Origin of the sequence: Staphylococcus sp. HMSC070D05, assembly GCF_001815595.1 — a bacterium.
GTDB classification, from domain to species: domain Bacteria; phylum Bacillota; class Bacilli; order Staphylococcales; family Staphylococcaceae; genus Staphylococcus; species Staphylococcus hominis.
On record NZ_KV821112.1, the window covers coordinates 1 to 19,333 of the forward strand.

Annotated in this window: 19 protein-coding genes; 7 read left to right on the top strand and 12 right to left on the bottom strand. The window is 29.5% G+C overall.

Annotated elements, in window-relative coordinates; translation table 11 throughout:
* Window positions 1-53: 53 nt before the first annotated feature.
* From HMPREF3046_RS04920 to HMPREF3046_RS04930, 3 genes are all read right to left on the bottom strand, one after another.
* Window positions 54-1,178: a glycerate kinase gene (locus HMPREF3046_RS04920; protein ID WP_070717030.1), complete on the bottom strand. Its 1,125-nt coding sequence runs from the start codon at window positions 1,176-1,178 to the stop codon at window positions 54-56.
* Window positions 1,179-1,382: 204 nt separating this feature from the next.
* On the bottom strand, window positions 1,383-1,703 hold the full coding sequence (gene ytxJ / locus HMPREF3046_RS04925; protein ID WP_070717033.1) for a bacillithiol system redox-active protein YtxJ: 321 nt from the start codon (window positions 1,701-1,703) through the stop codon (window positions 1,383-1,385).
* Window positions 1,704-1,816: 113 nt separating this feature from the next.
* Entirely contained in the window at window positions 1,817-2,695 is an 879-nt protein-coding gene (locus HMPREF3046_RS04930) for an EMYY motif lipoprotein (RefSeq protein ID WP_070717036.1), read from the bottom strand.
* A gap of 107 nt (window positions 2,696-2,802) precedes the next feature.
* On the opposite strand from HMPREF3046_RS04930, the gene HMPREF3046_RS04935 reads away from it, so the two are divergent.
* The 3 genes from HMPREF3046_RS04935 to HMPREF3046_RS04945 all read left to right on the top strand — a co-directional run bounded on the left by HMPREF3046_RS04935 (window position 2,803) and on the right by HMPREF3046_RS04945 (window position 4,680).
* Entirely contained in the window at window positions 2,803-3,318 is a 516-nt protein-coding gene (locus HMPREF3046_RS04935) for a GrpB family protein (RefSeq protein WP_070717037.1), read from the top strand.
* A gap of 93 nt (window positions 3,319-3,411) precedes the next feature.
* Entirely contained in the window at window positions 3,412-4,338 is a 927-nt protein-coding gene (gene murB / locus HMPREF3046_RS04940) for a UDP-N-acetylmuramate dehydrogenase (protein ID WP_070717041.1), read from the top strand.
* Window positions 4,339-4,365: 27 nt separating this feature from the next.
* Entirely contained in the window at window positions 4,366-4,680 is a 315-nt protein-coding gene (locus HMPREF3046_RS04945) for a CHY zinc finger protein (RefSeq protein WP_070717042.1), read from the top strand.
* A gap of 228 nt (window positions 4,681-4,908) precedes the next feature.
* Here HMPREF3046_RS04945 and HMPREF3046_RS04950 read toward each other — a convergent pair whose 3' ends face one another.
* The 7 genes from HMPREF3046_RS04950 to nrdI all read right to left on the bottom strand — a co-directional run bounded on the left by HMPREF3046_RS04950 (window position 4,909) and on the right by nrdI (window position 12,467).
* Complete coding sequence (locus HMPREF3046_RS04950) at window positions 4,909-5,943, bottom strand: ferrated catecholamine ABC transporter substrate-binding lipoprotein SstD (protein WP_070717047.1); 1,035 nt, start codon at window positions 5,941-5,943, stop codon at window positions 4,909-4,911.
* 106 nt (window positions 5,944-6,049) lie between these two features.
* Window positions 6,050-6,820 (bottom strand): iron ABC transporter ATP-binding protein, encoded by a 771-nt coding sequence (locus HMPREF3046_RS04955; RefSeq protein ID WP_070717050.1) that lies wholly within the window; start codon window positions 6,818-6,820, stop codon window positions 6,050-6,052.
* Window positions 6,817-7,776: an iron chelate uptake ABC transporter family permease subunit gene (locus tag HMPREF3046_RS04960; protein WP_070717052.1), complete on the bottom strand. Its 960-nt coding sequence runs from the start codon at window positions 7,774-7,776 to the stop codon at window positions 6,817-6,819. Before HMPREF3046_RS04960 ends, HMPREF3046_RS04955 begins: the two co-directional genes overlap by 4 nt.
* On the bottom strand, window positions 7,766-8,734 hold the full coding sequence (locus HMPREF3046_RS04965) for an ABC transporter permease (protein WP_070717057.1): 969 nt from the start codon (window positions 8,732-8,734) through the stop codon (window positions 7,766-7,768). Before HMPREF3046_RS04965 ends, HMPREF3046_RS04960 begins: the two co-directional genes overlap by 11 nt.
* A gap of 184 nt (window positions 8,735-8,918) precedes the next feature.
* On the bottom strand, window positions 8,919-9,887 hold the full coding sequence (gene nrdF, locus HMPREF3046_RS04970; RefSeq protein ID WP_070717059.1) for a class 1b ribonucleoside-diphosphate reductase subunit beta: 969 nt from the start codon (window positions 9,885-9,887) through the stop codon (window positions 8,919-8,921).
* Window positions 9,888-10,000: 113 nt separating this feature from the next.
* Window positions 10,001-12,106: a class 1b ribonucleoside-diphosphate reductase subunit alpha gene (gene nrdE, locus HMPREF3046_RS04975; protein WP_070717062.1), complete on the bottom strand. Its 2,106-nt coding sequence runs from the start codon at window positions 12,104-12,106 to the stop codon at window positions 10,001-10,003.
* Window positions 12,069-12,467, bottom strand: coding sequence for a class Ib ribonucleoside-diphosphate reductase assembly flavoprotein NrdI (gene nrdI, locus HMPREF3046_RS04980; RefSeq protein ID WP_002449085.1), 399 nt, complete (start codon window positions 12,465-12,467; stop codon window positions 12,069-12,071). The genes nrdE and nrdI overlap by 38 nt, the downstream gene beginning before the upstream one ends.
* 736 nt (window positions 12,468-13,203) lie before the next feature.
* Between nrdI and HMPREF3046_RS04985 the strand changes: the two genes are divergently transcribed.
* The 4 genes from HMPREF3046_RS04985 (at window position 13,204) to HMPREF3046_RS05000 (ending at window position 17,442) form a co-directional block, all read left to right on the top strand.
* The gene (locus HMPREF3046_RS04985; protein WP_070717065.1) at window positions 13,204-14,070 is read left to right on the top strand and encodes a DMT family transporter; all 867 of its coding nucleotides are present in this window, start codon (window positions 13,204-13,206) and stop codon (window positions 14,068-14,070) included.
* Window positions 14,071-14,080: 10 nt separating this feature from the next.
* Window positions 14,081-14,581: a preQ(1) synthase gene (queF, locus tag HMPREF3046_RS04990; RefSeq protein WP_002449091.1), complete on the top strand. Its 501-nt coding sequence runs from the start codon at window positions 14,081-14,083 to the stop codon at window positions 14,579-14,581.
* 303 nt (window positions 14,582-14,884) lie between these two features.
* Entirely contained in the window at window positions 14,885-16,390 is a 1,506-nt protein-coding gene (locus HMPREF3046_RS04995; protein ID WP_070717069.1) for an S-Cys-Gly-3M3SH uptake peptide MFS transporter, read from the top strand.
* A gap of 128 nt (window positions 16,391-16,518) precedes the next feature.
* Window positions 16,519-17,442 (top strand): diacylglycerol/lipid kinase family protein, encoded by a 924-nt coding sequence (locus tag HMPREF3046_RS05000; protein ID WP_070717072.1) that lies wholly within the window; start codon window positions 16,519-16,521, stop codon window positions 17,440-17,442.
* Between the two features lie 62 nt (window positions 17,443-17,504).
* Here HMPREF3046_RS05000 and HMPREF3046_RS05005 read toward each other — a convergent pair whose 3' ends face one another.
* Entirely contained in the window at window positions 17,505-18,041 is a 537-nt protein-coding gene (locus HMPREF3046_RS05005) for a 5' nucleotidase, NT5C type (RefSeq protein WP_070717075.1), read from the bottom strand.
* 94 nt (window positions 18,042-18,135) lie between these two features.
* Complete coding sequence (gene hisC, locus HMPREF3046_RS05010) at window positions 18,136-19,191, bottom strand: histidinol-phosphate transaminase (RefSeq protein WP_070717079.1); 1,056 nt, start codon at window positions 19,189-19,191, stop codon at window positions 18,136-18,138.
* Window positions 19,192-19,333 lie beyond the last annotated feature (142 nt).

Genomic DNA, 19,333 nt, shown 5'->3' on the forward strand with positions numbered 1-19,333 from the left:
TTATTAAGTTCCCATTTTAAGGGTTCAGTGCCGAATGAACTAAACTTTTTTATTTATTTTATTTCATTAGCTGTAGTTTTTAATAATCGTAAAGCTTGAACTGTATAATGTCTAATTTGAAGACCCATTTTAAAATCTGTGTATGTTTTCGGCATTTCAATAAATGTGTTAAACATGGCTGTTACACGATGATGATTAAATATATCAAACTTATCATTAGTCGCACAAATTGCAATAGATGGTTTGTGATATTTTTCTGTAAGTTCTGCAATAGTCAATGTGGTTGTTTCAAGTATATGATCTTCTTCTTTTAAACCTTCTCCAAAGATAATTAAATCCGCCTGAGATACTAACTCATCTAAATGTGTAATTTGATTTACTAGTTCATGACTCGTTAAAATTTCTGTATTGTATAATGCTTTCAACACCGCAGCTATACCACCACCGGCTCCTCCACGTTCAATAGGTCCTAAAGCAATATGTAATTCATTTTTCATAATCTCATTTAAGTACCAAATTAGATTATCAATTTCTACTGCTTTTTTGTGTGGAATTTGATGATTATAGCTTAGTTTCATAATTTCACTATTTTTTCCATACAACTTACTAGAAAAATCTGTCATCACTTGTAGTCTGACATTTTCCAATGTACTAGGCAATCCAGAGATATCAATATGACGAATGAACTTAATCATTTGTGCACCTTCTCGTGCGTCAAGTTCTCTATTTTCATCATCATAAAATTTAGCTCCTAAAGCTTGTAGCATCCCTACGCCACCATCAAAACTATCCATACCACCTAAAGATATAATAATGTGGTCTGTGTGCTTGTTTAATGCATCTAAAATAACTTCTCCTAACCCAAAACTAGTACGTTGTTCAATTGCTTTATTACCTTTTGAAAATAAATTACTCTCAATAATTATAGTACCTTCTTCAGTTTGTCCATATATGGTTTCAATCTCATTCATATCAGCATCATGAACATTCACTTTATATTTTGTACCTGATTGCCAAAGAAATACTGAATTTAATAATTCATGACGTCCGTTAAATAAAGGTACCTGTACAATATCTGCATGATCAATTTGACTTGCTATTGCCTCTTCCACATAACGATTCGCTTGATAACTCGAAATAATACCGTTAAATTCATCCATGGCTACTAAAATTTTCATTCTATTTTCACCTCATGCCATTTTCTATCTTTCTTAAATTCATACGTTATAACTTCACTTTCACATTATACATAGGTTCATCGCATATTTCATTTTTTATATTTTATAAACATAAAAGTCATTTAACGCGATAAAAATATAGATATAATAAAGAGCTGGTAACAAAAAATGTACCAGGCTCTTAAATCAATATATTTATCTTTCTTATTCTTCAGCTTGTGCTAGTGTAGATACATTAATATCACTGTGACTAGCATTCCATACAGCTTTTCCATCTACAAAATAAAAAGCTTGTGGTGATTCATGTTTCACATTTGTCTTTTCAGCAATATAATCAGAAAGTTTTCTTTCTTCTTGAACTACTAGATAATATCCATCTATATCTCTTTCATATAAAAACTTATTAAATTGATCAAATGCTGCAGCTGAAATTGGACATGTGTCACTATGTTTTAATACAAATGCATCGTTATGTTCTTCTAATACTTGTTCAAACTGGTCAATCGAACTCAGCTTTATAGCCATTCTATTCACCTCTAAATTTTTTAACTTTGTCTCTTTTTTAAATTAAACTTCTCAATGGCTACAATTATACACATTTCATCATATAATGTTAACCAAAAATTCAAATTTAGGTTTTACTCATTTTGTTGTACTTTTTTTAATTCTGTATTAAAGTTGTGATTTTCTTTACTTAAATCTTTACCCGTTTTAGGTAGTTTTTCAACATTAATTTTTGAAAGTTGATCTTCAATCTTAATAGTTGTTTCACGTGTTTCATAATAATTAAGTAAATTATAGTACATTTCTATCGCATTTTTACGAGCATTGTTTACATGTGAATCTATAATATTAGTTTGATTTAAATCTTTAATCTGTTTTTGTATTAGTGGTTTTATATGCTCATTAATTGCTTTTGAAGTAGGATAACTATCCTTTTCTAAAAATTTTTGAGCAGTTTTTCGTAAATCACGATTATTGTTTTCAATTTTAGATTTTAGTAGATGTGCATTTTCTTGATTATTTGTTTTACGTATATCTTTTTCTACTAGTGCTCTATTTATTTCAAACGAATGTGTATAATTTAGAATTTTTTCATTTTCCACAACTGATTGATTATATAAATTTACAAATGATTTAATTTCATTTATAGACTGATGTTGCTTACTCACATGATTTAAATAATCTTTCTTTAATTGACGCGTTTTATTTGTCTTAGCTGGAAGATGTTTAGCTTCTTTTTCGTAATCTTTAAACCTAGGCACTAAACGTTGATTTATATTTTTCTGTAGTCGTTCAAATGATTTTTTATTTTTATCTGTTGTATCGGTTTTACTTATATTATTTAAACGGTTCAGCTCTAATTGATTCATCACTTTTTCCACACTTTTTTGCTTAGTCTCTACTTTAGATAAGTGTTGCTTGAAGCGATTTAAATCTTCGGTATTATTCTGACCACAGCCAGAAAGTATCAAACAGTATAGTGAACATAATGAAAGTCTTATTAATGTTTTCATTTTTGCACTCCTAACACCCGTATTATACATAAAGTTATTTATATTGAAAATAAATTATGTTATAGTATTTCAGAATTTGTATCATTATTTAATTAAAGGAGTTACATATGTATGCATCTGTTCAATCATTTATAAATTGTGCCAACGTCAATGATTATCATCAGTTGTACGAAGACACTAAAACTCTGTTATTTAACTTGTTAGATTCTCCAGTAAAATTCACACAACATATCGGAGGAACAAAGCATTTTTCTTATCCCACAGAACCGATTTTAGATGTTTTAGTTGGAGTCAATAATCTCCATGATATTACCTCTCTTGATGAAAAGAGATTGAATTATGTAGGCTTTTATCGATTACACCACCCTTATAAAAAGAAAGTGATGATGGCAAAATTTGATAATATGATCAATCTTAAGCAAATAATACGATTACATATTATTCAAATAGATACGCCCTTATTCACTCAATATTTAGCTATAGATCAAGTACTGTCTACACAAAAACACGTAGCACAGATATTTTCTAATCAGAAAAATGAATTTATAAATTTAAATTCAACAATTCGATACTACGAAAACCAAAAACAGAAATTTTTTGATAATTTATATCATACACTTTAATGACATGCAAATTGTTTTAAACTCTTTTAGCAAAACATATGTAAAGTTGCTATAATAAAGTTTAGATTATAGAAGAGAAGAAAGGATGTACTTATGTTAGAACAAGAAGACATCTTAAAAGATTTAAAATCTTTAGTACCTGAAAAGATTATTAAAGTTAATGAACCGTTAAAACGTTATACATACACGAAAACTGGTGGAAATGCAGATTTTTACCTTTCACCTATCGAAAATGAACAAGTACAAACTATCGTACGTTATGCTCAAGAACATCAATTACCTGTGACATATTTAGGGAATGGTTCAAATATTATTATTCGCGAAGGCGGTATCAGAGGTATAGTGATTAGTTTATTATCCCTTGATCATATCAATGTCTCAGATGATGCAATTATAGCAGGAAGCGGTGCAGCAATTATAGATGTATCGAGAACGGCAAGAGATCATGTTCTTACCGGCTTAGAATTTGCTTGTGGTATTCCTGGTTCCGTTGGTGGTGCTGTTTATATGAATGCAGGCGCCTATGGAGGAGAAATCAAAGATTGCATCGATTATGCTTTATGTGTAAATGAACACGGCGATTTGATACAACTGACTAAAGAACAATTACATTTAGACTATAGAAACAGTGTCGTTCAAAAACAACATTTAGTAGTTCTTGAAGCCGCATTTACTTTAGAACCAGGTAACTTGAACGAGATTCAAGCTAAAATGGATGATCTTACAGAACGTCGTGAATCTAAACAACCACTTGAATACCCGTCATGCGGTAGTGTATTCCAACGTCCTCCAGGTCATTTTGCTGGAAAATTAATTCAAGATTCAAATCTTCAAGGTCATCGTATTGGTGGCGTGGAAGTCTCAACTAAACATGCTGGGTTTATGGTAAATGTCGATAATGGTACAGCAACAGATTACGAGAATTTAATTCATCACGTACAAAAAGTTGTGAAAGAAAAGTTTGATGTTGAATTACATCGTGAAGTTCGAATCATTGGCGAACATCCAAAGTCAGAGTAAATTCTCAATGTTAGGAGATGTGTAACAATGCCAAAAGTTTATGGTTCTCTCGTAGATAATGAAACACGTTGTATTCACTATCATACATTTCTTGATATTATAGCGATTAAATTTAAATGTTGTGAAAAGTATTATCCTTGTTACCAATGTCATAATGAACACGAATCTCATAACATTCAGCGTTGGTCAGCAGAGGAATTTCATAAAAAGGCGATTCTTTGTGGAGTTTGTCAAAATGAACTTTCTATTCATGAATATATGATGACTGAAACTTGTCCAAATTGCCAAGCACATTTTAATTCACGTTGTAAATTTCACTATCATTTATATTTTGAAATTTAATACTTAATTTAAATGATATATAGAATAACATATAAAACAAAGTATTTTGACGAGACTCTTGAAGGAACGGCTACAGACTAAAGTTGTCCCCTAACAAAGCGAGCCAACCATACGAAGTATTGTAAATAAAGAAGCCAGTAAATGAATTTATAATAAACTCATTTACTGGCTATTTTTCTAGGGTGTATGTCCCACTCTTTTATTCATTCTAAACTTAGTATCCTAGATTTATTTTTTAGTTTTATCAATTACTTTTTCTAACTCATCAATTTGTTTTACTGTTGTTGTTGTTGAACCTGAAGCAAAGTACCATAGTTTAGGGTCTAATTCATAAACATTGTTATTTTTAACTGCTGTTACATCTTTAATAACATCATTTTTTAACACTTGTTTAGCTGTCGATTTTCCACCCACAACTGATCCACGATCCATTGCTAAAATGATATCTGGATTATGATTACTGATATATTCATTATTAATATTTTGACCATGTGGACTTATTTTAACGTGTTTATCCGCTGGTTTAAAGCCTAGCGTATTAAATACTAAATCACCAAATCTTCCACCTGGACCGAATGTAGAAAGTTCTCCTTCATTAACTAAAAGATACATTACAGATTTATCGAAATTCTTAGTTTGTTTTTTCATATCTGAAATTTTTTGATCTAATTTTGTATTCATATCTTTTGCTTTATCTTCTTTGTTGTAAATTTTACCTAGATTTTCTGTATTCTTTTTCATATCTTTAATATAATGATCTTCACTTGCACCTACATAGACAACTTTAGCTTTAGGCGCTGCTTTTTTAAACTCATCTAGATTTTTTTGTGTAGCTGCTCTACTTGAAATATAAATAACATCCGGTTTAGCTTCAGCTATTTTATCGAAATTTATTTCTTTTAAATTACCAGTATTAATATATTTATCCTTTTTAAATTCACTTAGAAAACTTGGTAAAGATTCATTATTTTCGCCTTTTGGTAAGCCTTTCACTTTATCAGCTACACCCATTTCTTTTAAAACATCCAATGCTCCATAATCTAGAACAACCGCGTTCTTAGGATTTTTAGGGACTTTCACCGTGTTGCTAATTTTTTTCCCATCATTACTACTTTCGTCATTTCCACTTGCTGAAAAACTATTTTTAATTGAAACTGTATCTTTTGAATCACTTTCATTATTTGATTTATTACCAGAATTATTGCTGCATGCTGATAATACTAAAGCTAAAGTTAAGACTAAAAATAAGACTGCTTTCTTCATATGTATTTCTCCTTTTATAAGTTAATTTTGGCACTCAATTTTTCAAGTATTTCTTTTTATGTTTTCTAAGCATCACTCCTTTAAATATAAAAATATTTATCTTATTTTAAAAGATAACCTCATCATAGTATAAACAAATACGTTGGCCTCTAATTTCTTCTACATGAACATCCATTTCATATAAACCTCTTAATACATTTGTTTCAATCACACTATTTTTTGGGCCAGATTTAACAATTTCACCTTTCTTTAGTGCAACAATGTAATCTGAATAACAAGAGGCAAAATTAATATCATGGAGTACAATAACAATTGTTTTATTTAAATCACGACACAATGTTCGAAGTGTCTGCATAATTTGAACCGAATGTTTCATATCTAAATTATTTAACGGTTCATCTAACAAAATGTATTCTGTATCTTGAGCAATTGTCATAGCAATATACGCACGTTGTCTTTGTCCTCCAGATAATGTTTTTATATTTCTATCTTTGATTTCCCTTAGATGTAGTAAATCAATGGCATATGCCACTTTCTCATTATCTTCTTTTTTCATTCGACCTTTTGAATAAGGAAAACGCCCAAAATTTACAAGCTGTTCTACAGTGATATTCATATCAGTATGATTTGTTTGCTTTAAAATACTTAACTTTTTTGCTAATTCATCGCTTTTATAATCATCAATTAATTTATTTTCTATATTAATTGTACCGTTCTCGTATTCAAATAATCGACTTACTGCTGATAGAAGTGTACTTTTTCCTGCTCCATTTGGACCTATTAAAGAGGTTAACTTACCTTTTGGTATATCAACATTTATATCTTTCAAAATAGATTTACTCTGAATTTTTTTATCTAAATTTCTAATTTGAATCAATCTTCATTCCTCCTTTTAATAAGCAAGTATATGAAGTAAATACCTCCAACTAAATCTATAATAAGACTAAATTCAGTGGTAGCTTTAAACATATTTTCTACAATCCACTGAGCTATAAATAAACTAATCCAACTTATAAGAATCGTTGCGGGTAAAATATATTTATGTTCATATGTTTTCATGAATTCATGTGCTAAATTGACTGTTAATAATCCTAAAAATGTAACAGGACCTACTAAAGCAGTGGATATTGATACTAATAAAGCCACTAAAATTAATAAAAGTTTTGTCATATTTTCATATGATACACCTAAGTTAATAGATTGATCTTTCCCTAGTAATAACACATCTAAATAGGGTCTTAATATAAAAGCAATTACAATTAAAATAATTAAAAGTATACTTGAAATAAGGACAAGTTTAGAATTAGAAGCATCAAAACTTGCAAACATCGCACTTTGAACGGTTAAAAAGTCATCTGGATTCATAATAAGTTGAATAAATCCAGTGATACTACGGAAAAATGTTCCTAATACTACCCCAACAAGTAAAATAAAATAAACCGAAAAATGTCCTAATTTAAACATGCCTTGGAATAATACTAAAGAAAAAAGAACCATCACTACGAGAGTCAGAAGAAAATTCAAATAAGTATTTGTCACTACACTGGCTTGTGTTCCTAATAAGAACACAGGCAATACTTTAATAAATAAATAGACTGAGTCTAATCCCATAATTGAAGGAGTGAGTAATCTATTCGCAGTGATAGATTGGAAAATAACAACTGCCGTACTAATAGATCCACCAACAAGTAAAATTAAAATTAATTTTCTTATTCGACTTTCAAACTGATATTGAAAAATTTCAAAATCCAAACCTACTAGTAAGTAGAAAGCAGCCATGCAAATCGTAAAAAGAAAGAGAATCAATATTTTTTTATTAGCACTAATTTGCATAATTATTTCTACCTTTCATCAATAAAACTAAGAAAATAATTGTTCCAAATACACCTATTGTTAAACCAATATTTATTTCGTAAGGATAAACAATTAATCTACCAATAATATCGGAAAACAATACAAATATAGAACCTAACATTAATGTATGAGGTAATGCATTTTTCAAGTGGTCTCCTCTATACATTGAAATAATATTAGGGACAATTAAACCTAAAAACGGTAAGGTTCCGACTGTTACGACGACTAATGCTGTCAGTGTTGCAGTGATTAAAAGCGCAATACTTATAATTTGTTCATATTTAACACCTAAATTATGACTAAAATCTTTACCCATTCCAGCAATCGTAAAATGATTGGCAAATATATAAGCGATAATTAATAAAGGAATGGCTAAATATAAAATTTCATAACGGCCGCTTGTGATAACAGCAAAATTTCCATTCAACCAATTATCAATACTTTGTAGTGCATTCGTTCTTAATGCTATAAAAGTGGTAAAACTTGAAACAATGCCACCAATCATAATGCCTAAGAGCGGGACAAAAATAACTTCTTTCACTTTTATAAAATTGATTAGTTTAACGAATAAAAATGTTCCTCCTAGGCTTAATGCAACTGCAAAAGTCAATTTAATCAATATATGACCTTTTGGGAAAAATATGAGTGAAAGTAATATTCCTAATTTTGCCCATTCCATTGTTCCAGCTGTAGTAGGACTTACAAATTTATTTTGCATCATCTGTTGCATAACTAGTCCTGCTAAAGCAAGAGAACTTCCAGATAAAAGAATACTTATAGTTCTAGGAATACGACTAGAAAATAAAATATTTTTCTGATTATCTGACAAATGAAAAAGATCAATTATGGATAATTGACTTACGCCAATAAATAAAGAAAGTATACTTAATATCACTAAAATGATTAATAATGTATAACCTTTGAATAGAAACCTCATTCGTAATACTCCTTAGTATATATACCATTTCCATTGAAAATGATTATCATTTAACTATATATTAAATTGTCATAGTAAATTTTTCAATAGTAATACTAATATTCTTTTACTTTTTATAGAGAAATTAAAAAAACTAATTGCAGTGATCATTCTACAATTAGTTTTTCTAAAATTAGTTATTATTCTAATCTTCAAAAATAAAATCTTCGTCTCGTAAAGCTTCCACGTTAAGTGCTAATGTATAGCCGTCTCCTTTTACTGAGAAAAAGTCATGATTTTTTGTTGATGTATCTAATGCATTTTCAATAATAGGATTAAACTCTTTTTCTTCAAAATAAGGTTCAAATCCTAAGTTTGATAAAGCTTTATTCCCATTATATTGTACATAATTTAAAACATCTTCAGTTAAACCGATATCATCATATAGCATATGTGTATACGATACCTCATTTTTATATAGTTCTTCTAACAACTTATACATTTCTTTATCAGCTTTTTGTTTTTCATTTTCTGATAGCTCATTACGTAAACTTTGAGCATCTAAACCGGTAAATACTCCATGAATTGATTCATCAAGTAAAATTTTTCTAATAATTTCACCAGAAGTTGTCATCTTTCCTTGGCCTGCAAGATAAAGTGGATAATAGAAACCAGAATAGAACAAGAATGTTTCTAAGAAAACACTTGAAACTCTTGCCATATATTGATCAAAAATAGAGGCTTCTTTTCCCCAAAGTTTATGATAATTAGAGATAATTTTATCAGATTTATATTTTAAATGAGGCTCTTCAATTACCCAAGTATCTAATAGATAATTTGTTTCACTAGATGGAAGTAACGTTGTAAAAATGTGTGAATAACTTTTAGCATGAATTTGTTCCATCATTTGCATAAATGAATAAACCGCTTTTTTACGTAAGTCAGTTGTATGTAGCATAATTAATGGCATACCATCATCCGCTTGATGTGTATCTAATCCAGTTAAACCTGCTAAAGCACGTTTAAACGTGTTTTTTTCATCATCTGTTAGTGTCTTCCAACTTGCTATATCCTTTGAAACTTTAAATTCTGTTTCTACCCACATTTGTGAAATGTTTTGACGCCAAAACATATTTGTCATATCTTCTTGAGTATTCCAATTGACGGCCTTCATTAATAAAATCCTCCTCTATTTATTAACCATTACATGATTTAAGAGGATCAGATTAAAATGGTTCTCTGTGAGAATAATTTAATCTTTCCTCTAAATATTTATTTCACTATTAATTAAATTGCACAACTTGTACATTCTTCAACACTTAATAATTTATTACGTGTATAGTATAAAGATTTCAATCCTTTGTGATGTGCGTATACATATAATCGTGACAATTCACGTGTTGAAATTTCAGAATTAACATATAAAATTGTTGAAATCCCTTGGTCCACATGTGTTTGAATTGTTGAAATTAAATCTATAAGTTTCATTTGATCTGTATTAAATGCTGATTTGTAGTACCACATTGTTTCAGGTGATAAGAAAGGCATTGGATAAAATGTTTCAGCATTTCCATACGTACGTCGCTCAATTTGATCTACAATTGGCATGACCGAACTAGTTGCATTCTGAACATATGAAATACTTTGAGTTGGTGCAATTGCTAATCGATAAGCATGATATAAACCATATTCTTGTACTTGTCGTTGTAATGATTTCCAGTCTTCTGATGTAGGAATTTGCATATTAGCAAATAATTCTTTTACTTTTTCAAATTGTGGCACGAACTCTTGTGATGTATAAAAATCAAAATATTTGCCACTTGCATAATCTGATTTATCAAAATCTTGATATGCTTCTCCACGTTCTTTAGCAATTTCCATAGAACGTTCAATTGAATAATAGTTCATCATCATAAAGAAAATATTAGCAAAATCTTTTGCTTCTTCAGATTCATAGCCAATTTTATTTTTTGCTAAATAGCCATGTAAGTTCATTACGCCTAAACCTACAGAATGTAACTCACTATTTGCTTTTTTCACACCTGGTGCATTTTGAATATTTGCTTCGTCACTTACTACTGTTAATGCATCCATTCCAGTATGTACTGAATCTCTGAATTTACCCGTTTCCATTACATTTACTATATTCAATGAACCTAAATTACATGAAATATCACGCTTAATTTCATCTTCAATTCCATAGTCGTTAATAATTGATGTTTCCTGTAATTGGAAAATTTCAGTACATAAATTACTCATTTTAATTTGACCAATATTTGAATTCGCATGTACTTTATTCGCATTATCTTTAAACATTAAATATGGATAGCCTGATTGCAACTGTGTTTGAGCAATCATATTTAACATTTCTCGTGCATCTTTTTTCTTTTTAAGAACATTGGGATTAGCTACAAGTTCCTCGTAATATTTTTCAATATCAATATCGTCTAATGTCACTCCATATTCTTGTTTTACCGTATGAGGTGCAAACATATAAAAGTCTTTTCCTTCTTTAGCTAAGTCAAAGAATTTAGATGGAACAATAAGACCAGTGGAAATTGTTGATAAACGTAAATCTTCATCGGCATTTACTTTTTTAGTATCTAAGAACTCTTCAACATCATAATGGAAAATGTTTAAATATACTGCTCCAGCTCCAGGACGTTGACCTAATTGATCAGCATAACTAAATCCACCCTCTAATGCTTTTGCTACAGGTAATACACCTTTAGCTACACCTTTAATACCTTTAATTGCTTCACCACGTGCACGTAATTTAGATAAATTGATAGCCACACCACCACCAATTTTACTTAATTGTTTAGCAGTAGAATCTATGAAATTAATTGAGTTTAAACTATCATCAACTTCTAGTAAAAAACATGAAACAAGCTCTCCACGACGTGCGCGTCCGGCATTTAAAAATGTAGGTGTAGCAGGTTGATAACGTTGTTCAATCATCGCTAAAATAAATTGTTTAGCTTGTTCTTTATTACCATCTGCTAAATATAGAGCAACTATGGCAACATGTTGATTATAGTCTTCTAAGTACTTAGATTTATCATTTGTTTTTAAAGCATAGTCTTTATAAAATTTACTTGCAGACATATAACTAGCAAATTCAAAATTAATAGATTTTGCGAATTCGATGATTTCTACTAAATCTTCTTCGCTATACTTCTTAAATACATTAAAGTAAAAATGATTATCTACTAAGTAATGTAAACGTTCAATTTCGCTATCAAAATAAATTGTTTTATCGCTAATTTCTTCTAAGTAAACGTTTAAAGCTTCTTGATCTTTCTCAAGATTAAAAAAGCCATTGTCTTTACGTTTAGTTACTTCATTGTTTAATTCAATATGATTGTACTTTTTCTCGTCCATAATCTTCATTGAAATGCCCCACCTTATCTCTAAATTCGATAACATCTTTATTTGTACCTTGAACCTCAAATTTCATTAATAAAGGCACATGATATGTTTCAGAAATTGTTCGACCTGCTTTCGCAAAGTTTTGTCCCCAGTTACGATTACCACTAGCAGCAACAGCACGTATATAGGCATGATTAACTTCTAGAAAAGACTGTACTTCCTTGGGAACTTCACCAAAACCAATTGTACCTGTAACTAAAATATAAGGTTCTTCTATACTATCCTTACAATTGTCTTTATTGATTTCTAATACATTTTTAATTTCACTACGTTTTATAAATCTTCGTACATTTCCTGAAAAAGAGAAATAAACTACTTTCATAGGAACGCCCTCTTTCGACAATCTTATTAATTAAAAAGAAGTTCTCTTAGTCTTATAAGAAAACTTACTTTTAGAACGAATATCATTTCATTAACATAATCAAGTTAATACTACATGTTGTGTTTCTAATTATTAATTTTTTAAAATTATTATTTGTAAATCGTTCATGTGAATAGTGTAGATTCCGAAAAAATCAACTCAAATAAGTGTAAAATTGCTACTAAAATGAATTATTCATATAATCTTTCTTTTTTCCTTAAACACAACATATTGTGTCTCGATTTTAAATCCAACACTACATTCTGTGTTTCATTATACATAAATGATACCCTAATTAAAAGTTAATATTTGATGTCAATTGTTCGTGAAATCGGTTAAAGGTGCATCATAGCTATATTAAAAACTAAGAAAATTTTATTTTAGTTTTTTTAAGGTATTTCACTTGATTTTTTACCTACCATTACTAAACCTTATTCATTCGGGATTTCCAGTACATAAGAATGTAAATCATAATATATTGCTAACCATTTATTAAAAAATAACTCGTTTTTTATATTAAAAGCCGAATAAATTTCTGTTTTACGAATAAAAAATTTAGAGTATATTTAATCATACAAAGAACGTATGTTCGTCATTATTATAGTTTTTCTTTTTTATCTTTGCAAGTACTTATGCATCCACAAATAAATTATGCTAATATATAGACGTTAAATTTTTATAAATGAGGAGATATACTTTGAATCCTAAGGTAAAAGGTATTATTGCTATTTTAATTTCTGCTATTGGTTTTAGCTTCATGTCTGTTTTTTTTAGACTAGCCGGAGACTTACCTGTATTTCAAAAATCTTTAGCAAGAAATTTGGTAGCCATGTTTATTCCATTATTTTTCATAATAAAATATAGGCAACCTATATTTGGTAAAATGAGTAGTCAGCCCCTTTTAATTACTAGATCGACGTTAGGTCTTATAGGGGTATTACTAAATATTTACGCTATTGATCACATGGTGTTAAGTGATGCTGATACTTTAATGAAGCTTAACCCTTTTTGGACTATTTTATTAAGTTTAATATTTTTAAAAGAGAATATTAAAAAGTATCAAATTATAGCTATGCTAATTGCTATTTTTGGTATGTTATTCATTGTTAAACCAGAATTTTCTTCAACTATGTTCTCTTCTTTAGCCGGTTTATTCTCAGGTATCTTCGCTGCATCTGCATATACTTGTGTACGAGCATTAAGTAAACGTGAAGCACCTTATACTATTGTATTTTATTTTTCATTATTTTCAGTCATCGTTCTTATTCCATTTTCTATTGCAACATATGAACCTATGACAAAGTTACAAATTATATATTTATTAGGAGCTGGATTATCAGCGGCAGTAGGACAAATCGGTATTACATTAGCATATAGTTTTGCTCCAGCAAAAGATATCTCTATTTTTACGTATGCTTCTATATTATTTACTGCATTATTTGGCTTTATATTATTTGGAGAAACACCAGATTTCTATGCATTTATAGGTTATATCATTATTATTGGCGCTAGTTACTTTATGTTTGAAAAAGCACGTAGACAATCTAATACATCTAAAAACTAGGAGGAAAATTATGACGCAAGGTCGCAATAAAGAAGAATTACAAGATATTACATTACTAGGTAACCAAAATAATAAATATGAATTTGACTATACACCCCAAGTACTCGAAACTTTTGATAATAAACATCAAGGAAGAGATTATTTTGTAAAGTTTAATTGTCCAGAATTTACTTCTCTTTGCCCTATCACTGGACAACCCGATTTTGCTACAATTTATATTTCATATATACCAAATATAAAAATGGTAGAATCAAAATCACTAAAATTATATTTATTTAGCTTTAGAAATCATGGTGATTTTCACGAAGATTGTATGAATATTATCATGAATGACTTAATTGACTTAATGGATCCTCATTATATAGAAGTGTGGGGTAAGTTCACGCCACGTGGAGGTATTTCAATAGATCCATATACAAATTATGGTCGTCCAAATTCTAAATATGAAAAGATGGCCGAACATCGTTTAATGAATCACGATATGTATCCTGAAAAAATAGATAATCGATAAAATGTTTTTTAACTCCTTTTATTTTTACTAATGTAATATAAAAGGAGTCATTTTTATTCTAGATTTTTTTAATAAACTATTGCGATTTATTAAATTAAAGCGTATTTTAATATTATCGCTAAATTTTATAAAGATATAAGTTCATGAGCTACAAAAACTTTTATTTTTATAAGTTATTATGTTTTATTTGACTGAAAATTCTAAAAATTTTTTATATTTTTAAGAAGTCCTTGTAAAGTTTAATTGTACAATCTTATTTACATAGTAATCAGTCATATTAGGAAAGAAAGGAGTGGGATGTTAATGGCAACAAATAACTCCCATGAACAAACAATTCAATCAATACCACAGAAAGGATTTTTCGGTCATCCTAGAGGACTAGGTGTGCTCTTTTTCGTAGAGTTTTGGGAAAGATTCAGTTACTACGGCATGCGTGCGATGCTCATATTTTATATGTATTTCGCAATACACCAAAATGGATTAGGTATTGATCAAACTACAGCAATGTCGATTATGTCAGTATATGGAGCACTTATTTACATGTCTTCTATTCCTGGCGCGTGGATTGCTGATAGAATTACAGGCACACGTGGCGCTACTTTATTAGGTGCTGTACTTATTATTATTGGACATATCTGTTTAAGTTTACCATTCGCTTTATTTGGTTTATTCTCATCAATGTTCTTTATTATTATCGGATCAGGTTTAATGAAACCTAATATTTCAAATATTGTAGGTCGTTTATATCCAGAAAATGATACACGTATTGATGCAGGTTTCGTTATTTTCTATATGTCTGTTAATTTAGGTGCATTAATTTCACCTATCATACTGCAACATTTTGTAGATATACGTAATTTCCATGGTGGCTTCCTTCTTGCAGCTATTGGTATGGCATTAGGTCTTGTTTGGTATTTATTATTTAATAGAAAGAATTTAGGTAGTGTTGGAATGAAACCTACTAATCCACTATCTAAAGAAGAAAAGCGTAAATATGGAATGATTATCGGTATCGTAGTAGCAATTGTGATTATCGTATTATTAGTTACATATTATACCCATACACTTTCATTCGATTTAATTAGTAATACTGTATTAGTTCTAGGAGTCGCTTTACCAATCATTTACTTTACAACTATGCTTCGTAGTAAAGACGTTACCGATGTAGAACGTTCTCGAGTTAAAGCATTTATACCTTTATTTATTTTAGGTATGTTATTCTGGTCAATTCAAGAACAAGGTTCTAACGTTTTAAATATTTATGGTTTAGAACGTTCTGACATGCAACTCAACTTATTTGGTTGGACAACGCGATTTGGAGAAGCCTTATTCCAATCTATCAATCCATTATTTATTTTATTATTTGCACCAGTTATTTCTATGATTTGGTTAAAAATGGGTAAAAAGCAGCCTTCTTTAGCTATTAAATTTAGTATTGGTACATTACTAGCAGGTTTATCATACATTCTAATTGGATTAGTTGGTTTAGGTTATGGACATACACAATTCTCAGTTAACTGGGTTATTTTATCATATGTAATCTGTGTTATTGGGGAACTTTGTTTATCACCTACAGGTAATAGTGCTGCTGTTAAACTTGCACCTAAAGCATTTAATGCTCAAATGATGAGTGTATGGCTATTAACAAATGCTTCAGCGCAAGCAATTAACGGTACATTAGTAAAATTAATTAAACCACTTGGTCAAACTAATTATTTTATTTTCTTAGGCACAGTGGCTATTGTTATTACTCTTATCATTTTAGCTTTCTCACCTAAAATTACAAAAGCTATGAAAGGCATTCACTAATTAAATACAAAATAGTAAAAGAAACTTCTAGTTATGAAATCTAGAAGTTTCTTTTACTTATATATTTAAAATTATAAAATTCAGGGTAAATATTTATAATATAATTTTAAATGAAAGTAGGTTGAACTATGGAGCAACAGTATAATCATGGAGTGTTATTTTACCATGAACATAGCGGACTTAAAGATATATATGATGGATTGGGTGAAGTCGCTAAATCACTAACTCAGTTATGTAAGCATCTTTCAATACAATTAAGTGAAAATGAAGGTGATATTGAAAGATATTGTAAAGATATAAAAGATTATACTTATAGTAATGATATCGATATCGTTTTTATATTGGGAGGAGACGGTACGGTTAACGAATTGATTAATGGTGTGATGAAATATGATTTAAACCTTCCTATAGGTATCATTCCCGGAGGAACATTTAACGATTTTACTAAAACATTAAACTTAAATCCTGACTTTAAAAAAGCTAGTGAGCAATTATTGTCTTCACATATTGAGTCATATGATGTTATGAAAGTAAATGATAATTATGTACTTAACTTTGTCGGACTAGGACTTATTGTGCAAAATGCTGAAAATGTTCAAGAAGGACGTAAAGATATCTTTGGAAAATTAAGCTATGTTGGTTCTACTGTAAAAACACTCTTGAATCCCGAACATTTTGACTATACATTGATAATAGACGACAAAGAATATAAAGGAAATACGTCTATGATAGTTATAGCAAATGGACCTAATATTGGTGGTAGTCGCATTCCACTTACAGATCTTTCTCCACAAGATGGAAAATTAAATAGTTTTATATTTGAACAACAAAGTTTTAGTATTTTAAACGATATTTTCAAAAAAAGAGATAGCATGAATTGGAATGAAATTACCGAAGGAATTAATCATATTCCAGGTTCTCATATAACATTACGTACTGAACCAAATATGAAAGTAGATATTGATGGAGAAATTAATTTAGAAACACCTATCACCATTGACGTGTTACCTAAAGCAATCAATATCCTTACTTTTTCGAATGATGAGAATTAACAACTATATCATAATAAAAAGGTATGTATGAATTCTTCAAGCTTCATACATACCTTTTTATTTTAATTATTATTTAAAAACATTGCTTCTGCATCTTTCCAACCATTAACTCGTTTAAAACGTGTTTCATTTATATTATGTGCGGCCGTAAAGATAATAGGTTCTCCTTCAAAAATTTGAAGCTGACGAGGATTATCATCTATTAAATAATCTGTTTTAACAATATTTTTTCTTCCACAAAAAATAAAATGCTGTGGATTTAAAAATGGAAAATATTCTAGTAACCATTCATATTTATCATGAAATGAGGTGGGTACGTCCATTGCTGCTGTAGCAATATATACATCATAATGCTCATTAAGTTTTTCTACCACCTCTTGTGCATGTGGTACTACTTTAAGATGTCTAAAAAACTCTGGAGATCTTAAAATATCTCTTACTAACCCATCATGTTCAGGAATCACATGGTTTAATTTGTGACCATTTAACGATTCCATTGTAATTCCTAATTTAGTTTCACTATTAACTGCTTCAATAATTGCACCTAAAGTATCTGCTAATACTTCATCCATATCTATTGCTATCGATTTACGTGCCATGTTATCACTTCCTTAGTTATCTTTTGCACAGTTTCAAAGTATAGCAAAAAACCTTTAATTCGTCATGAATCGCAATTAAAGGTTTTTCCTTAGTTTAATAATTAAATTGTTTTAATACTTCAATCATTTTATTATTTTGTTCTTCAAATCCAATTGTAATACGTACTCCATTAGGAAATAGTCTAGTGATACAGCCAACGTTTAATAGTTCATTATACAATGCTTGTGGTTTATCCGTTACTACAAATACAAAGTTCGTTTGACTCGGTAAAAAGTGTTTACTTTGTTCAATGTTATAAAACTTTTCACGTTCTCTTGCATTTTTTCTAGTAATCTCTTTTAAATAATCTTGATCCTCTAATGCTGCAATCGCTGCATATTCTGAAATTCGTGTCACATTAAAAGGTGGACGAATGATATTCCATTTTTCAATGGCTTCATTTGTTGCCACAACATATCCTACACGTAAACCTGCTAATCCATATGCTTTAGAAAATGTTCTTAATAAAAATGCATTATCAAAGCGTTCTTGTAGTTTTAATGTATCAGGATAATCTTCAGCAGTGACGAATTCGAAATACGCTTCATCAATTAAGACTGGCACATGACTTGGAACACGTTCCAAAAATGACTCTAATTCATTATGACTAAAATATGTACCTGTAGGATTGTTAGGATTACATAACCATACTAATGAGGTATCAGAATTAACCTCTTTTAAAATTCCTTCTAAATCAAATCCACCATTTTTTAACGGTACTTTTATAACTTCAGCTGATTCAACAATCGCATTATGATAATATTGTCCAAAAGTAGCTTCACTTGTCACAATTTTATCTCCCGGTGTTAAAACTGCTCTAGAAATCATCAGTATTACTTCATCTAAACCTGCGCCAAATAAAATTCGAGATTCATCAACATTTAAATGTTTACTAATTGCTTTTCGTAATGATGGAGAGCCTGTTTCCGGATAGTAAAATAACTCATCTAAGTGAGCTTTAATTGCTTCTTTTACATGAGGTGATGGTCCATATAAATTTTCATTCGATGCTAGTTTATATAACTCACCTTCTATACCAAATTTTTCTTTAAGTGCTTGCGGTGATAACCCAGGTTGATATGCCGATAATTGTTGTAATTGTTGTTTCATTTATTATCACTCCTATATAAATTAAGTTACTTTCCTTTTTCACTTATTAATTAAAATAGTACCATAAATTGTCCATTTATACTTTATGTGATAAAAAAACTCATAGATAAAATGGCACTGAACCCTTAAAATGGGAACTTAA

Bases quoted from the DNA above. Each gene is read 5' to 3' on its own strand.
- HMPREF3046_RS04920 (WP_070717030.1), bottom strand. From the start codon at position 1,178: ATGAAAATTTTAGTAGCCATGGATGAATTTAACGGTATTATTTCGAGT.
- ytxJ (WP_070717033.1), bottom strand. From the start codon at position 1,703: ATGGCTATAAAGCTGAGTTCGATTGACCAGTTTGAACAAGTATTAGAA.
- HMPREF3046_RS04930 (WP_070717036.1), bottom strand. From the start codon at position 2,695: ATGAAAACATTAATAAGACTTTCATTATGTTCACTATACTGTTTGATA.
- HMPREF3046_RS04935 (WP_070717037.1), top strand. From the start codon at position 2,803: ATGTATGCATCTGTTCAATCATTTATAAATTGTGCCAACGTCAATGAT.
- murB (WP_070717041.1), top strand. From the start codon at position 3,412: ATGTTAGAACAAGAAGACATCTTAAAAGATTTAAAATCTTTAGTACCT.
- HMPREF3046_RS04945 (WP_070717042.1), top strand. From the start codon at position 4,366: ATGCCAAAAGTTTATGGTTCTCTCGTAGATAATGAAACACGTTGTATT.
- HMPREF3046_RS04950 (WP_070717047.1), bottom strand. From the start codon at position 5,943: ATGAAGAAAGCAGTCTTATTTTTAGTCTTAACTTTAGCTTTAGTATTA.
- HMPREF3046_RS04960 (WP_070717052.1), bottom strand. From the start codon at position 7,776: ATGCAAATTAGTGCTAATAAAAAAATATTGATTCTCTTTCTTTTTACG.
- HMPREF3046_RS04965 (WP_070717057.1), bottom strand. From the start codon at position 8,734: ATGAGGTTTCTATTCAAAGGTTATACATTATTAATCATTTTAGTGATA.
- nrdF (WP_070717059.1), bottom strand. From the start codon at position 9,887: ATGAAGGCCGTCAATTGGAATACTCAAGAAGATATGACAAATATGTTT.
- nrdE (WP_070717062.1), bottom strand. From the start codon at position 12,106: ATGAAGATTATGGACGAGAAAAAGTACAATCATATTGAATTAAACAAT.
- nrdI (WP_002449085.1), bottom strand. From the start codon at position 12,467: ATGAAAGTAGTTTATTTCTCTTTTTCAGGAAATGTACGAAGATTTATA.
- queF (WP_002449091.1), top strand. From the start codon at position 14,081: ATGACGCAAGGTCGCAATAAAGAAGAATTACAAGATATTACATTACTA.
- HMPREF3046_RS04995 (WP_070717069.1), top strand. From the start codon at position 14,885: ATGGCAACAAATAACTCCCATGAACAAACAATTCAATCAATACCACAG.
- HMPREF3046_RS05000 (WP_070717072.1), top strand. From the start codon at position 16,519: ATGGAGCAACAGTATAATCATGGAGTGTTATTTTACCATGAACATAGC.
- HMPREF3046_RS05005 (WP_070717075.1), bottom strand. From the start codon at position 18,041: ATGGCACGTAAATCGATAGCAATAGATATGGATGAAGTATTAGCAGAT.
- hisC (WP_070717079.1), bottom strand. From the start codon at position 19,191: ATGAAACAACAATTACAACAATTATCGGCATATCAACCTGGGTTATCA.